This is a genomic window from Streptomyces sp. NBC_00525 (assembly GCF_036346595.1).
Taxonomy (GTDB): Bacteria; Actinomycetota; Actinomycetes; order Streptomycetales; family Streptomycetaceae; genus Streptomyces.
In genome coordinates, this window is record NZ_CP107834.1 from 1,645,795 (window position 1) to 1,659,571 (window position 13,777).

At 75.0% G+C, this 13,777-nt stretch carries 13 protein-coding genes and 1 other RNA gene; 7 read left to right on the plus strand and 7 right to left on the minus strand.

Annotated features, from left to right (window positions below; all coding sequences use genetic code 11):
• Window positions 1–57 precede the first annotated feature (57 nt).
• From OG710_RS07270 to OG710_RS07285, 4 genes are all read right to left on the minus strand, one after another.
• Window positions 58–861: an 8-oxoguanine DNA glycosylase OGG fold protein gene (locus OG710_RS07270; RefSeq protein ID WP_330238588.1), complete on the minus strand. Its 804-nt coding sequence runs from the start codon at window positions 859–861 to the stop codon at window positions 58–60.
• Window positions 862–946: 85 nt separating this feature from the next.
• Window positions 947–1,349: RNase P RNA component class A (gene rnpB, locus OG710_RS07275), an RNA gene on the minus strand.
• Between the two features lie 40 nt (window positions 1,350–1,389).
• A complete protein-coding gene (locus OG710_RS07280) occupies window positions 1,390–1,899 on the minus strand; it encodes a helix-turn-helix domain-containing protein (protein WP_330238589.1) in 510 nt (169 codons plus the stop codon).
• A 64-nt stretch (window positions 1,900–1,963) separates the two neighbouring features.
• Window positions 1,964–3,382 carry an RNB domain-containing ribonuclease gene (locus tag OG710_RS07285; RefSeq protein ID WP_330238590.1) on the minus strand — a complete coding sequence of 473 codons (1,419 nt, stop codon included), beginning with the start codon at window positions 3,380–3,382 and terminating at the stop codon, window positions 1,964–1,966.
• Window positions 3,383–3,533: 151 nt separating this feature from the next.
• Here OG710_RS07285 and yaaA point away from each other — a divergent pair, with 151 nt between their 5' ends.
• Together yaaA and eda are read left to right on the plus strand one after the other, a co-directional pair.
• Window positions 3,534–4,334, plus strand: a complete 801-nt coding sequence (gene yaaA / locus OG710_RS07290; RefSeq protein ID WP_330238591.1) for a peroxide stress protein YaaA — start codon at window positions 3,534–3,536, stop codon at window positions 4,332–4,334.
• 74 nt (window positions 4,335–4,408) lie between these two features.
• Entirely contained in the window at window positions 4,409–5,041 is a 633-nt protein-coding gene (eda, locus tag OG710_RS07295) for a bifunctional 4-hydroxy-2-oxoglutarate aldolase/2-dehydro-3-deoxy-phosphogluconate aldolase (RefSeq protein WP_330238592.1), read from the plus strand.
• Window positions 5,042–5,254: 213 nt separating this feature from the next.
• Here eda and OG710_RS07300 read toward each other — a convergent pair whose 3' ends face one another.
• Genes OG710_RS07300 through OG710_RS07310 form a run of 3 tightly spaced genes read right to left on the minus strand, consistent with a single transcriptional unit; the run spans window position 5,255 to window position 8,036 of the window.
• Window positions 5,255–6,457, minus strand: coding sequence for a bifunctional RNase H/acid phosphatase (locus OG710_RS07300; RefSeq protein ID WP_330238593.1), 1,203 nt, complete (start codon window positions 6,455–6,457; stop codon window positions 5,255–5,257).
• Window positions 6,458–6,459: 2 nt separating this feature from the next.
• Window positions 6,460–7,203: a zinc ribbon domain-containing protein gene (locus OG710_RS07305; RefSeq protein WP_330242182.1), complete on the minus strand. Its 744-nt coding sequence runs from the start codon at window positions 7,201–7,203 to the stop codon at window positions 6,460–6,462.
• Window positions 7,200–8,036 carry a Nif3-like dinuclear metal center hexameric protein gene (locus tag OG710_RS07310; RefSeq protein ID WP_330238594.1) on the minus strand — a complete coding sequence of 279 codons (837 nt, stop codon included), beginning with the start codon at window positions 8,034–8,036 and terminating at the stop codon, window positions 7,200–7,202. Before OG710_RS07310 ends, OG710_RS07305 begins: the two co-directional genes overlap by 4 nt.
• Before the next feature lie 200 nt (window positions 8,037–8,236).
• Between OG710_RS07310 and OG710_RS07315 the strand changes: the two genes are divergently transcribed.
• The 5 genes from OG710_RS07315 to OG710_RS07335 all read left to right on the plus strand — a co-directional run bounded on the left by OG710_RS07315 (window position 8,237) and on the right by OG710_RS07335 (window position 13,775).
• Window positions 8,237–9,685 (plus strand): hypothetical protein, encoded by a 1,449-nt coding sequence (locus OG710_RS07315; RefSeq protein WP_330238595.1) that lies wholly within the window; start codon window positions 8,237–8,239, stop codon window positions 9,683–9,685.
• A gap of 490 nt (window positions 9,686–10,175) precedes the next feature.
• Window positions 10,176–11,126 carry an ABC transporter ATP-binding protein gene (locus OG710_RS07320; protein WP_330242183.1) on the plus strand — a complete coding sequence of 317 codons (951 nt, stop codon included), beginning with the start codon at window positions 10,176–10,178 and terminating at the stop codon, window positions 11,124–11,126.
• Window positions 11,126–11,848 carry an ABC transporter permease gene (locus OG710_RS07325; RefSeq protein ID WP_330238596.1) on the plus strand — a complete coding sequence of 241 codons (723 nt, stop codon included), beginning with the start codon at window positions 11,126–11,128 and terminating at the stop codon, window positions 11,846–11,848. The genes OG710_RS07320 and OG710_RS07325 overlap by 1 nt, the downstream gene beginning before the upstream one ends.
• Window positions 11,849–11,859: 11 nt before the next feature.
• The gene (locus OG710_RS07330; RefSeq protein ID WP_330238597.1) at window positions 11,860–13,134 is read left to right on the plus strand and encodes a sensor histidine kinase; all 1,275 of its coding nucleotides are present in this window, start codon (window positions 11,860–11,862) and stop codon (window positions 13,132–13,134) included.
• Window positions 13,131–13,775: a response regulator transcription factor gene (locus OG710_RS07335; protein WP_330238598.1), complete on the plus strand. Its 645-nt coding sequence runs from the start codon at window positions 13,131–13,133 to the stop codon at window positions 13,773–13,775. Before OG710_RS07330 ends, OG710_RS07335 begins: the two co-directional genes overlap by 4 nt.
• Window positions 13,776–13,777: the final 2 nt, after the last annotated feature.

Genomic DNA, 13,777 nt, shown 5'->3' on the forward strand with positions numbered 1-13,777 from the left:
CCGAACCCCCTGCCGGCCCCACGCCGGCAGGGGGTTCGCACGTACCGGCGGCAGGCGTCACGGCTGCTCGGGGTTCCAGGCCGCGCCGAAGAGCGCCAGTTCGAGGACGCCGGGGTCATCGGGCCAGTCGATGCCCGCGCCCACGAGCCGGGCATGGGCGGCGTGCATCCAGCGGAGGTAGACGTCGTAGCGGTGGGAGGTCCAGCCGCCGTCGCGCCACATCCGCCCGGCGATCGCGCCGGACCACTCGCGGCCGGCCGCCCGCCCCACCTCCGAGGCGTACCGGCGCAGGACCCCGGCCAGCACCCGGTCGAGGATCAGCGGGCGCGGCCCGCGCACTTCGGGCAGCGCCAGGCCCGCGAAGTAGAGGAACTTGGTGAGGAAGGACGGCCCGAGACCACCGAGCGTGTTCAGTGCCTCGTACGCGGCGACCGCGCCCTCGTCCACGAGCAAGGACACCGATTCGGCGAGGGCGGCCCCGGCGGCGGGCCCGGCGAGCACCCTGCGAGTGCGGTACGAGCCGTAGCCCCGGTCGCCGTACCCCCACAGCTGCGTGGCGACGAACGCCCGCGCCCAGTCCTCGCTCTCTCCCGCCTCCCGGACCACGGCCACGACGTCGGCCCGGCTCACCGAAGCCGGACCTGCGGCCGACCGGTCGGCGAAGGCGGCGGGCCACGGCTCCACGGCGGTCCACGCACCCGGCACATAGGACACGGCATGAGCGCCGCTGCCGCCCGCGTACCGCCCGCCCCGCTCCGGATCGGCCAGCCACTGCCCCAGCGCCCGCACCGCACTGTCCGGCAGCGGCAGGCCCAGCATCAGCCCATCGAGCTCGTCCGCCCGGCTCTGATCGAATGTCATGGCCCTGGCCGCCCCCGTATCCCCACACCGCTCGGACGCCAAGGAGACCGCGCCGGACACCCGCGTGGCAAGCCGTGGGTGGCGGCAGACGAGTCGGGCTGTACGCCGGGTTCTGTCGCCCGGTCGCCTCGCGGCGGCCGGGGAGACGGCCATCCATCTAGGACCGGCATTGCTGCCGGCCTCGTGCGGTCTACCCGCGAACTCGGGCGGGCAGCCCTCGAACGTTCGCGCAGGGCCGCCTCGCGGCGGCCCCTCTTGACCTTGCTCCGGGTGGGGTTTACCTAGCCGCCTGGGTCGCCCCAGGCGCTGGTGGTCTCTTACACCACCGTTTCACCCTTACCCAGGGACCGGAGTCCCGGGCGGTCTGTTCTCTGTGGCACTGTCCCGCGGGTCACCCCGGGTGGCCGTTAGCCATCACCCTGCCCTGTGGAGCCCGGACGTTCCTCGGGAGGACCCGAAGATCCCCACGCGGCCGTCCGCCCGGCTCGTCTGCCGTACCGCCCATGCTACCCGGACGACGTCAAGACGTCAGAGGCGGCTCGACGTCAGCGCGGTGATGCCGGCTGTCCAGGCCGTGGTGACGGATTCGGGGGTGGGGAAGCGGTTGTTCAGTTCCATCATGACCATTCCGTGCGCGAAGGCCCAGGCCGCGCGGGCCGTGGCCTCGTCGTGGGAGAGGGCGCGGAAGAGGGGGGCGGCGGCGCGGTCTTCGAGGTGCTGGGGGTGTGCGCGGGACGTCGTGAGGCGGTAGAGGTGCGGGTGGGCCAGGGCGTGGGCGCGGTAGGCGGCGGCCAGGGCCGGGAACGAGCCCGGCGCCGCCGTCTCCGCCGCTTCGAGGGCCTCGGCGGTCTCCGCCAGCATCGCGTCGGCCAGCGCGTTCACCACGGACGACTTGTCCGGGAAGTGCTTGTACAGGGAGGGGGCCGTGATGCCGAGCCGCCCGGCGAGCCGGCGCATGGTCAGCGCGTCCGGGCCCTCCTGCTCCAGGAGCACACGGGCGGCGGCCAGGATCTGGTGCTGGCGGGCGCGGTCGGTCACGCCGGTCCTTCCTTCGTACGGGCGCGGGGCGCGGGGGCCGAACTCGCGATCGTACGAGACGCCGTCAGGCCGGGTTGAACAGGGCCTTCGCCGTGCCCGGCGCCGCCTCGGCGAGCCGGACCCGCAGCCGCTCGCCCAGCGGCAGGGGCGCGTCGCCCTCGATGCGGGCGACGATCGCCGGGTCGTCGATGTGGACGGTGCCGGTGGCCGGTTCGTTGTCCTTCACGTCCACCACGTACCCGTCGAAGACCGCGCCCACCCGGTCCTGGAGCAGCGCCGCCTCCACCAGGTCCACGGACTCCCGCTCCACCGTGTTGGCGCGCCGCGTGCCCTCCGCCATCTCCTTGGGCAGGGCCGGCAGCGCGGCGAGCACCCACTCGGGCGGGTCGCGGTCCTCGCAGGCCGCCAGGCACAGTTCGGCGGCGTACCGGTCGACCAGGCGGCGCAGCGGTGCCGTGCAGTGGGTGTAGAGGTCGGCGACGGCCGCGTGCACGGCGGGGACCGGCAGGTCGCCGCCTTCGAAGGCGGTGTAGCCGGCGCCGCGCAGCAGCGTCGTGCAGTCCTGGAGGAACGCCGCGTGGTCCGTGCGCCTCGGGTCGAGCGAGCGGACGACCTCGGCGTACGGGACGTGCTGCGGCCAGTCGATGCGCAGGGCCTCGGCGCTGCGGCGCAGCCGGGCCACCGCGCCGTCCGGCGCGACCGGCAGCGTACGCAGGATGCCGGTGCCGCTGTCCGCCATGACGCGGGCCGCCGCCATGCCGGTGAGCAGGGAGATCTGCGCGTTCCAGCCGTCCGCCGGGAGCGGGGCGCGGTACTCCAGGCCGTAGCCGCCGTCGTGCTCGGTGATCTCCTGCTCGGGCACGTTGAGGGAGATGCCGCCCCGTGCCACCTCCCGCTCCTCGCGCAGGGTGCCGATGTCCCGGAGGAGCGCCAGCGGCTCCTCGGCGGTGCCCGCGTCGATCTGCCGCTGCACGTCCGCGTAGTCGAGCCGGGCGCGGCTGCGTACGAGGGCCCGGCTCAGCCTGGTCGCCACCGCGCGGCCCTCCGGGTCCAGGTCGATCTCCCACAGGGCGGCGGGGCGGACCCGGCCGGGCAGCAGGCTCGCGGCGTCCTCGGACAGGACCTCCGGGTGCAGTGGAATCCGGCCGTCCGGGAAGTAGAGCGTGGTCACCCTGCGGTGGGCCTCGGCATCCAGCGCGCCGCCTGGGCGTACGAACGCGGCCACGTCCGCGATGGCGTACCGCACCCGGTAGCCGTGGGCGCGGCGCTCCAGGTGCATCGCCTGGTCGAGGTCCATGGCGCCGGGCGGGTCGATCGTGAGGAACGGGATGTCCGTCGCGTCGCGGTGTGCGCCGAGTTCCGGCGCGCGTACCGCGTCGTGCGCCTCGGCGAGGACACCGGCCGGGAAGTCGCCGGGCAGCGACAGTTCGGTGCGCAGCCCGCGCAGGGCCTCCCGCAGCGGGGTCCCGGCTGCGCCGGTCATACGAAGGTGACGGCGAGGCATGCCCCGAGCGTAGGCCGCCACACGGACCACGGCATTCCGGAAGCCCTGGCCCCCGTACGCTGGCCAGGGGTCTCCGTGCCGACCGCACGCCGGGCGGAGCCCTTCCCCGTGCGTCAGAAGGAGAACCGTCGTGCTCGTGTTGTTGCCGCCCTCCGAAGGCAAGGCCGCCTCGGGGCGGGGGGCTCCCCTCAAGCCCGAGTCCCTTTCGCTGGGCGGGCTGGGCGGGGCCCGGAGCGCCGTGCTGGACGCCCTGGTGGAACTGTGCGTGGGGGACGAGGACAAGGCCCGCGAAGTGCTGGGGCTCAGCGAGGGGCTGCGGGGCGAGGTCGCGAAGAACGCCGTGCTGCGGACGGCGGGGACACGGCCGGCCGGGGAGCTGTACACCGGTGTGCTGTACGACGCGCTCGGCCTGGCCACCCTCGACCCGGCCGCCCGGCGCCTCGCCGGGAAGTCGCTGCTGGTGTTCTCCGGGCTGTGGGGCGCGGTCCGGGTGGGCGACCGGATTCCGCCGTACCGCTGTTCGATGGGCGTGAAGCTGCCGGGCCTCGGCGCGCTCGGGGCGTTCTGGCGTACGCCGATGGCGGAGGTGATGCCGGAGGCGGCGGGCGACGGGCTCGTGCTGGATCTGCGTTCGTCCGCGTACGCGGCGGCGTGGAAGCCCAAGGGCGCGGTCGCGGAGCGAACGGCGAGCGTCCGGGTGCTGCACGCGCAGCTGGTGGACGGGGTGGAGAAGCGGTCCGTGGTCAGCCACTTCAACAAGGCCACCAAGGGCCGCATCGTGCGGGACCTGCTGCTCGCGGGGGCCCGGCCGGCCCGTCCGGCCGAGCTGGTGACGGTCCTGCGGGACCTGGGTTACGTCGTCGAGGCGGCGGAGCCCGCCCGGCCGGGGCGGCCGTGGCAGCTCGACGTGGTGGTCACGGAGATCCACTGAGCGGACACCGCACTGGCGTTGCACAGGACGCAACAGTCATTGCGTGCTGCGCCGTGCGCGGGCAGGATGGGCGCATGATCTCCTCCGTGCCGGACTCCGTGCTGGACCTCGCCCCCGTCGTGCCCGTCGTCGTCCTGGAGGACGCGGCCGACGCGGTCCCGCTGGCCAGGGCCCTGGTCGCGGGCGGGCTCCCGGCGATCGAGGTGACCCTGCGCACCGCCGCCGCCCCGGACGCGATCCGGGCGATCGCGGCGGAGGTCCCGGACGCGGTCGTCGGGGCCGGCACGGTCATCTCGGCGCGCGATGTCGCGGACACGGTGGCGGCGGGGGCCCGGTTCCTGGTCAGTCCGGGCTGGACGGAATCGCTGCTGGAGGCGATGAAGGGGTCCGGGCTGCCGTTCCTGCCGGGTGTCTCGACCACCTCCGAGGTGGTCGCGCTGCTGGAGCGCGGCGTCACCGAGATGAAGTTCTTCCCGGCCGAGGCGGCGGGCGGCACCGCCTATCTCAAGGCCCTCTCCGCCCCGCTCCCCCGGGCCCGGTTCTGCCCGACCGGCGGCATCTCGCCCGCGTCCGCGCCCGCGTACCTGGCGCTGCCCAACGTCGGCTGCGTGGGCGGCAGCTGGATGGTCCCCGCGGACGCGATCGCGGCCGGCGACTGGGGCCGGGTGGAGCGTCTCGCCGCCGAGGCCGCGGCGCTGGGGGCCTGAGCGCGTCCGCGCCGGCCGGAATCTCGTACACCGGTCGAATCCCCGTACAGCACATGCATGCTCGCCGGTATTCGGGGCACGACCTCTGTAGGGGACGTCACCCGCACGCCGGGTCACCCGGGTTCCGACAGGTAATCCCCCGACCGGCCGGAACCGCCTCGGCCCCACCGGCCCTCCCCCCGGCCGGTGGGGCCGAGTGCCGTCCGGGCGCGGTCAGCCCGCCAGGTGGGACGTGTCGTTCAGGAGGCGTACGGAGGCGTTGCCGTCCGCGTAGTACGCCACCGTCGAGACGGACGCCGCCGACAGCTCCATCCGGAACAACGCCTCCGGGGGCGCGCCCAGGGCCAGCCGGACCAGCGTCTTGATCGGCGTGACGTGCGTGACGACGAGGACCGTGCGCCCCGCGTAACGCGTGACGAGGCGGTCGCGGGCGTCCGCCACCCGCCGGGCGACCTCGGCGAAGCTCTCGCCGCCGCCGGAGGGGGCCGCGTCCGGGGAGGCGAGCCAGGCGTCCAGCTCGGGGCCGTACCGCTCCTTCACCTCGCCGAAGGTGAGCCCTTCCCAGGCCCCGAAGTCCGTTTCGCGCAGCCCGTCCTCGATCCGCACCTCCAGGCCCAGCCGGTCCGCGACCGCGCCGGCCGTCTCGCGGCAGCGGCGCAGCGGGGAGCTGACGATGTCCTGGACGGTGCCGCGCGCGGCGAAGGCGGCCGCCGCGTGGGCGGCCTGTTCGCGGCCGGCGGCGGAGAGGACGGGATCGGTGCCGCCGCTGCCGGAGAACCGCTTCTGCGGGGTGAGGGCCGTCTCGCCGTGCCGCAGCAGGACGAGGGTGGCGGGGGCGCCCAGGTCCGGGGCGGAGCCCCAGCCCACCTGCGGGGTGACGGGGTCGGACGGGGCCGGCGCGCCGGGGAGCGGAGGCACGGCCACCGGGGTGTGCGGGGCGTCCGGGGCGGCCGTGGAGGCGGCCGGGTCCCACGGGACACCGCGCCGGCCCGCGTCCATCGCCTCGTTGGCCAGCCGGTCGGCGTACCGGTTCCGCTCGCGCGGAATCCACTCGTAGGTGACGGCCGCGCCCGGCAGTACGCCCGCGGCCTCGGCCGCCAGGGGTTTCAGGTCCGGGTGCTTGATCTTCCAGCGGCCGGACATCTGCTCCACGACCAGCTTGGAGTCCATCCGGACGTGCACCGCGGCGTCGGACGGCCCGGTGCCGTCCGGGAGCAGGGACCGCACGGCGCGCAGGCCGGCGACCAGGCCCCGGTACTCGGCGACGTTGTTGGTCACGACGCCGAGGTACTCGGCGGCCTCGGCCAGCGTCTCGCCGGTGTCCGGGTCGATGACGACCGCGCCGTAGCCGGCGGGGCCCGGATTGCCCCGTGAGCCGCCGTCGGCCTCGACGACGAACCGGCGCGGCCGCTCCACCACTACAGGCCCGAGTCGGCGGTGCGGACGAGGATGCGGCGGCAGTTCTCGCAGCGCAGGACCGCGTCCGGGGCGGCCGCCTTCACGTCGTTGATCTCGGTGATGTTGAGCTCCAGGCGGCAGCCCTCGCAGCGGCGCTGGTAGAGGCGGGCGGCGCCCACCCCGCCCTGCTGGGTGCGGAGCTTGTCGTACAGCTTGAGCAGGTCGGCGGGGACCGAACCGGCGACGACCTCGCGCTCCTTGGTGACCGTGGCGGCCTCCGCGTCCAGCTCCTGCGTGGCGGTGTCGCGGCGGGCGGTGGCGTCGTCGACCTTGGCCTGCACGGCGGCGACCCGGTCCGTCAGCTCGGAGACCCGCTCCTGGGCGGACTCGCGGCGCTCCATGACCTCCAGGACGATGTCCTCCAGGTCGCCCTGGCGCTTGGCGAGCGAGGTGATCTCGCGCTGGAGGCTCTCCAGGTCCTTCGGCGAGGTGACCGCGCCGGAGTCCAGGCGCTGCTGGTCGCGGGCGGCGCGCTGGCGGACCTGGTCTACGTCCTGCTCCGCCTTGGTCTGCTCGCGGGCGGTGTCGCTCTCCTCGGTGGTCGCGGCGACCAGCAGGGCGCGGTGCTGGGCGAGGTCGGCCGTCAGCGACTCGATCTCGGCGTGCTCGGGCAGGGACTTGCGGCGGTGCGCGAGCTGGGAGAGGCGCTGGTCGAGCGCCTGGACGTCGAGAAGTCGGATCTGATCGGCGGGCGCGGCGTTCAGTTGGGGGCTCCAGAAGAGTGGTGGGCGGTCCAGGGGTCGGTGACCTGCTTCGAGACGTGGACCCGGAGGTCCCATCCGAGGCGGTCGGAAATCGCTTCGAGCTGTGCGGCGGCCTGTGCGCACCACGGCCACTCGGTGGCCCAGTGCGCGGCGTCGACGAGGCCGAGCGGTGAGTGCTGGGTGGCCTCGGAGGCCGGGTGGTGGCGCAGGTCGGCGGTGAGGAAGGCGTCCACACCGGCGGCGCGCACCGCGTCGAAGAGGCTGTCGCCCGATCCGCCGCTGACGGCGACGGTGCGCACGGTCGCCGCCGGGTCGCCCGCGAGGCGGATGCCCTGCGCGGTGGCGGGCAGCCGGGCCGCGGCGCGGGCGGCGAACGCGCCCAGCGTCTCGGGGTGGTCGAGCACGCAGACGCGGCCGAGGCCGCGGCGCCCCTCCGGGTCGCCCGGGTCCGGGACGAGGGGGCGTTCGACGCGCAGGTCGAGGGCCGCGGCGAGGGCGTCGGAGACACCGGGGTCGGCGGTGTCGGCGTTGGTGTGGGCGACGTGCAGCGCGACGCCCTGCCGGATGAGGGTGTGCACGACCCGGCCCTTGAACGTGTCGGCCGCGACCGTCGTCGTCCCGCGCAGATAGAGCGGGTGGTGGGTGACGATCAGCTGGGCGCCCAGCCGGACCGCTTCCTCGGCGATCTCCCGCACGGGGTCCACGGCGAACAGCACGCGGTGGACCTCGGCGTCCGGATCACCGCAGACGGTGCCGACCGCGTCCCATCCTTCGGCCCGCTCGGGCGGCCAGAGGGCGTCGAGCTCGGAGATGACATCAGACAGACGGGGCACGGAGCAAAGGCTACCTGCCCGGCGCACCCCCGGAAGCCCCGGGGAACGGGCCGCCCGACGGCACCCGTCCGCGCAGCACACCCGCGCTCGCGGGCACAGCGGAATCCGACCATCACCACCCTTATGTGTGAAGTGGGGGGTCTCGTGTTGTTCGGCTGGAAGTGCGAAAACTAGCTTCGGTGGCCGGAGGTAATGAGTCGATGACTGCCTGTGCCATCAAAGAGGGGTCCACGACGGGGGCCGGTGCGGGGGCCGGCGGGCCCAAGTGGGTCCGCGTGGAGACGAAGCCGGCGGCCGGTGCCCGCGCGCGGGCCGCCTCCCCGGTGGCCGGAGTCGTCCCGGTCGCCCCCGCGCCCGCCCTCTCGCCCGTCGCGGTCCCGGTGCCGGGCCGCGCCACCGAGTGGGCGCTCGCCCCGGCCGGGCCGGGGAAGTGGACGCTCGCGGCGCCCGGCCGGGCGGAGCGCCCCGGCACGGAGGCCGTACCCGCCGCGCCGGTCGGCCGGGCCCCCGCCGTCGAGCGCCCGGCCGAAACGGTCCTGCCGCCGTTCGTGCTCGCCGGGGACGGGGCGTACGGGGCGCGGCTCGCCGTCGCCTCCGTGGCCGGGGGCGAGGGTGCCCGGTTCGTCGAGCGGTGGACGCTGGACGGGCCCGAGCCGTACGCCGTGCCGCTGCCCACCGACCAGCCGGAGGAGGCGGAGGCGCAGGTGCTGCCGCTGGCCGACGGGCGGGTGCTGATCCGGCGCCGGGTCGCGGAGCGGCACACCTTCTCGCTGCTCTATCCGACCGGGCCCGGCACCGGCGAGGTGCTGCTCGGGTCCGTCGAGCGCGACGCGCTGACCCTGCTGCCGCCGTCCCCGGACGGGGTGAGCGCCTACGCGCTGTCGGCCGGTGCGTACTCCACGGGCCTGTGGCGGGTGGCGGGCGGGCCGGGCGGGCCCGAGCACCTCGCGGATCTGCCGGGCCGCTGCTCCGGCGGGGTCTGGCTGGACCGGGACGGCCGGCTGCTCGCCCTGGACCGGGAACCGGCGGGCGGCGGCCCGGTGAAGACGGTCGCCGTGGACCTGGATCGGGACGCCGGGATGACGCCGCTGCTCCAGATCGCGCCGGAGAGCGACGACCGGCTGCTGCTCGCCGATCCGGACAGCGGTCTGCTGCTGATCCGCTCGGACGCGCCCGGACACGCCCGGCTCGGCTGGGGGGTGCTCGGCAGCAGCCTGCCGGTGCGCTTCCCGGAGTGCCTGCGGCTGCCGGGCCGCACGGTGACGCCGTTCGCCGTGCAGCCGGGGCAGCCGCTGATGCCGGAGAGCTGCGCGGTGGCGCTGCGGATCGACGGCGCGGAGGGGGCCTGGATCGGTCTGTGGCGTCCGTCCGGCCGCCGGTTGCATCAGGTCGCGGCGCCCGCCGGCTGGCTGGGCGGCAGCGGGGTGTGGTCGCGCGACGGGGTGCTGAAGCTGCCGTACGCGGACGGGGAGACGGCCTGCGCGGTGGCGCTCCTGGAGATGCCGGAGGACACGGAACGGCTGCCCGGAGGAAGTCGTAGGCAACCTTCCGGCGCGCCGGTTCCTCTTCCCGCGTGTACCCCGGTTCCCTTGGGGCAGGCGCCCCTGGTGGGGTGCACGAGCTCTAAGCTTGGGCCCGGGCTCACGTAACCGTGCATTCGGTCACTGACCGTGGCCTTTCCCGGATGGCGGTGGCGTGACGCTCCGGTTGACACACACGTAAGCGATCACAACGGGGTGACTTCCCACATGTCTGAAGCCCACACCGACACGACCCTGACGCACCCGCCGGTGGCGGACGCGCCGCGGGCCGACGCCGGCGGCTCCGGAAAGCACCGAGGGGGTGTGGCGACGGAGGAATCGGCGGATCGGCCGGCCGGACGCCACCGCCGCCCTGCGGAGGAAGGCGGCGCGGCGGCGGCCTGACCGCCGCGCGGTAATCGAGGAGGGGGACGCGGTGCCCCTGCCGCCCGTGACGCCCACGGCCGGCAGGGGCACCGCTCTGTTCCCGCGTCCCCGCCACCTCGCGTACGGCCGGTGACAAATGTCATCGCGGACCGGGTACGCATGGATCTGCCGCCGCACGATCACGCTCCGTAACGTCGTAGGCATGAGGCAGACAAGGGACGACGGGGCCGCGGTGGTCTTCACCGGGGCGGTGAAGACGTTCGGCCGGGCCGGGCGGAGCGTACGGGCCGTGGACGGCATCGGGCTGCGGATCGGGCGCGGCGAAACCGTGGCGCTGCTCGGCCGCAACGGGGCGGGGAAGTCCTCGGCCATCTCGCTGCTGCTCGGCCTGAACGAGCCGGACGAGGGGACGGTACGAGTGCTGGGCCGCTCCCCGGAACAGGCGGTGCGGGCGGGCCTGGTGGGCGCCATGCTCCAGGAGGGCCGGCCCATCCCGAGGGTGACCGTGCGCGAACTGGTCTCCTTCGTCGCCTCGGCGTATCCGCACCCCATGCCGCTCGCGGAGGCGCTGGCCCTGGCCGGGGTGGCGGAGTACGCGGACCGGCGCATCGACAAGCTCTCGGGCGGCCAGACCCAGCGCGTTCGGTTCGCCGTCGCGCTGGCCGGGAACCCCGAGCTGATCGTGCTGGACGAGCCGACGGCCGCGCTCGACGTGGCGGGGCGGCGCGCGTTCTGGGAGTCGATGCGGGCCTATGCCCGGCGCGGCAACACCGTCCTGTTCTGCACGCACTACCTGGAGGAGGCCGACGAGAACGCCGACCGGATCGTCGTCATCGACCGGGGCCGGATCGTCGCGGACGGCAGCGGTGAGGAGGTCAGGGGCTCGGCCGGGCACAGCCAGGTGTCGTTCGACCTGGCGGGCGGGCCCACGGAGGGCCTGGACCGGCTGCCGGGTGTGGTGGCCGTCGAGGTGACCGGGGACCGGGCGCTGCTGCGCACCGACGACTCGGACGCGACGGTGGTGGAGCTGGCCCGGCGCGGTCTGGTGCGCGGGCTCCAGGTCTCCCCGGCCACGCTGGAGACCGCCTTCCTCGCGCTCACCACGCCCACCGGCACCGCGCCCGCCGGCACCACGCCCGTACCCGTGCCCGGCCTGCCCGGAGCGGCGAAGGAGACCGTCTGATGTTCCGTTACGTCCTGCTGGAAACGCGCCGGACCCTGCGCGACGCCGGATTCCTGATCTTCGGCACGGGCATGCCGGTGATGATGTACCTGATCTTCACCAACATCGGCGCCGAGGGGAGCGCCGACGGCTGGCGGACCGCGTCGATGGTCGGCATGGCCGCGTACGGGGCGCTCGGCTCGGCCATGTCGATCGGTACGGGCGTCGCGTCCGACAAGTCCCTGGGCTGGCTCCAGCAGTTGAGGGTGACCCCGCTCGCGCCGTCGCACGCGGTGGTGGGCCGGGCGGTCAGCGGATCGGTGACGGTACTGCCGGTGATCCTGACCGTGCTGCTGGCCGGGGCCCTGGTCAACGGGGTGCGGGTGGCGGCCTGGCAGTGGGTGGTGCTGGTGCTGCTGCTGTGGATCGGCGCGCTGCCGTTCACGCTGCTCGGGCTGGGCAACGGCTACCGGCTGACCCCGCAGGGCACCGGAGTCGCCAACGTGGCCTGCCTGATGGGCTTCGGGGTCGTCGGCGGGCTGTGGTTCCCGCTGGAGATGCTGCCCGGCCGGCTGCGCGCGGTCGGCCGGCTCACCCCGGCCAACCGGTTCGCCGACCTGGGCTGGGCGACGACGGGCGGGCACGCGCCGGGCGCGACGACGCTGGGCGTGCTCGCCGGGTGGCTCCTGCTGTTCGGGGCGTACGCGGTGATCTCGTACCGTCGGTCCGCCAGGACCGTGTGACGGGAGCGAAGATGCCACGGAACGGACAGCCCTCGCGCCGGGAACGCCGGGAACGCCGGGAACGCCGGGAACGCCGGGAACGCCGACGGTCGCGGAGGGAGTGCCGCAGGCCGGGACCGCCGACGCCGTACACGCTGCTGCCCTGGCTGCTGATGGGGCTGGGCTCGTTCTCCAACCTGTTCCAGGGCGAGACCCCCAGCCCGTGGATCGGCGGCCTGGGCCTGCTGGCCTTCAACGCGCTGTACATCTCGGTGGTGTTCCGGGGCTTCGTCAAGGAGAAGCGCGAGAGCCCGGTGACGTACGTGCTGCTCGGGGCGCTGGCGGTGGTCACCTTCGCGCTGGCGATCGGCTACGGCGACAGCTGGCTGCTGTTCTTCCCGCTGCTGTCGCTGGCCGCCGGCACGGTCCTGCGCCATCGTTGGCTCATGGCCGCGCTGCTGGGGCTCGCCGCGGCGGCCTGTGCGATCGCGGTGTGGCGCGGGGACAGTGTGTCCCCGCCGTGGACGCTGGGGTACGGGACGTTCATCTCCGGGGCCGTGACGTCGGCGATCCTGCGGCTGGCGGAGACCGTGACGGAACTGCGCGCCACCCGGCAGGAGTTGGCGCGCACCGCCGTGGAGCGGGAGCGGCTGCGCTTCTCGCGGGATCTGCACGACCTGCTGGGCCACACGCTGTCGGTCGTCGTGGTGAAGTCGGAGGCGGCCCGCAGGCTCGCCCCGCGCGACCTGGACGCGGCGCTCTCCCAGGTCGCCGACATCGAGTCGGTGGGCCGTCAGGCGCTCACCGAGATCCGGGAGGCCGTCACCGGCTACCGCGAGGGCGGCCTCGCCACCGAGCTGGACCGGGCCAGGTCCGCGCTGACCGCCGCCGGTGTCGAGCCGGTCGTCCGGCGCTCCGGGCCGCCCCTCGCCCCGCAGACGGAGGCGCTGCTGGGCTGGGTGGTGCGGGAGGCCGTCACCAATGTCGTGCGCCACTCGACGGCGACGCGCTGCGTGTTCGCGGTCGGCGGGTCCGCCGAGCGGGTACGGCTGACGGTGACCGACGACGGCCGGGGCCGCCCGGCCGGGCCCGCGCCAGCGCCGGGCATCGGCGGCACCGGGCTGAAGGGGCTGACCGAACGGCTGGCCGCGGCCGGCGGCTCCCTGGTGGCGGGGCCGGGCCCGGACGGCGGCTTCGTGGTCACCGCGGAACTCCCGGCGGACGCGGGCGCCGAGGCGGGCGGCGACGCGGCGGGCCCACCCGGCACCGGGGCCGGGGCGGACGGCTCGCCTACCCTGGGCCGGTGAACGAAATGCCTGATGAAGGGCGCCCCCCGGCCCCGTCCATCCGCGTCCTGCTCGCCGAGGACCAGGGGATGATGCGCGGCGCGCTCGCCCTGCTGCTCGGTCTGGAGCCGGACATCGAGGTGGTGGCGCAGGTCGGCGCGGGTGACGAGATCGTGGCGGCGGCGCTGGCGTCCCGTCCCGATGTCGCGCTGCTGGACATCGAGTTGCCGGGCCGCAGCGGCCTGGACGCGGCGGCCGACCTGCGCGAGGAGGTCCCGGACTGCCGGGTGCTGATCCTGACCACGTTCGGCCGGCCGGGCTATCTGCGCCGGGCGATGGAGGCGGGGGCCGCGGGCTTCCTGGTGAAGGACGGCCCGGTCGAGGAGCTGGCGGCGGCGATCCGCCGGGTGCTGGCCGGGGAGACGGTCGTCGATCCGGCGCTGGCCGCCGCCGCGCTCAGTTCCGGGCCCAGCCCGCTGACGGCGCGTGAGCGGGACGTGCTGGTCGCCTCGGTGGACGGGGCGACGGTCGCCGACATCGCGGCCAAACTGCATCTGTCGGAGTCGACGGTGCGCAACTATCTGTCGTCGGCGATCGGCAGGACGGGCACCCGCAACCGCATGGAGGCGGTCCGCGCGGCCCGGCAGCAGGGCTGGCTCTGACC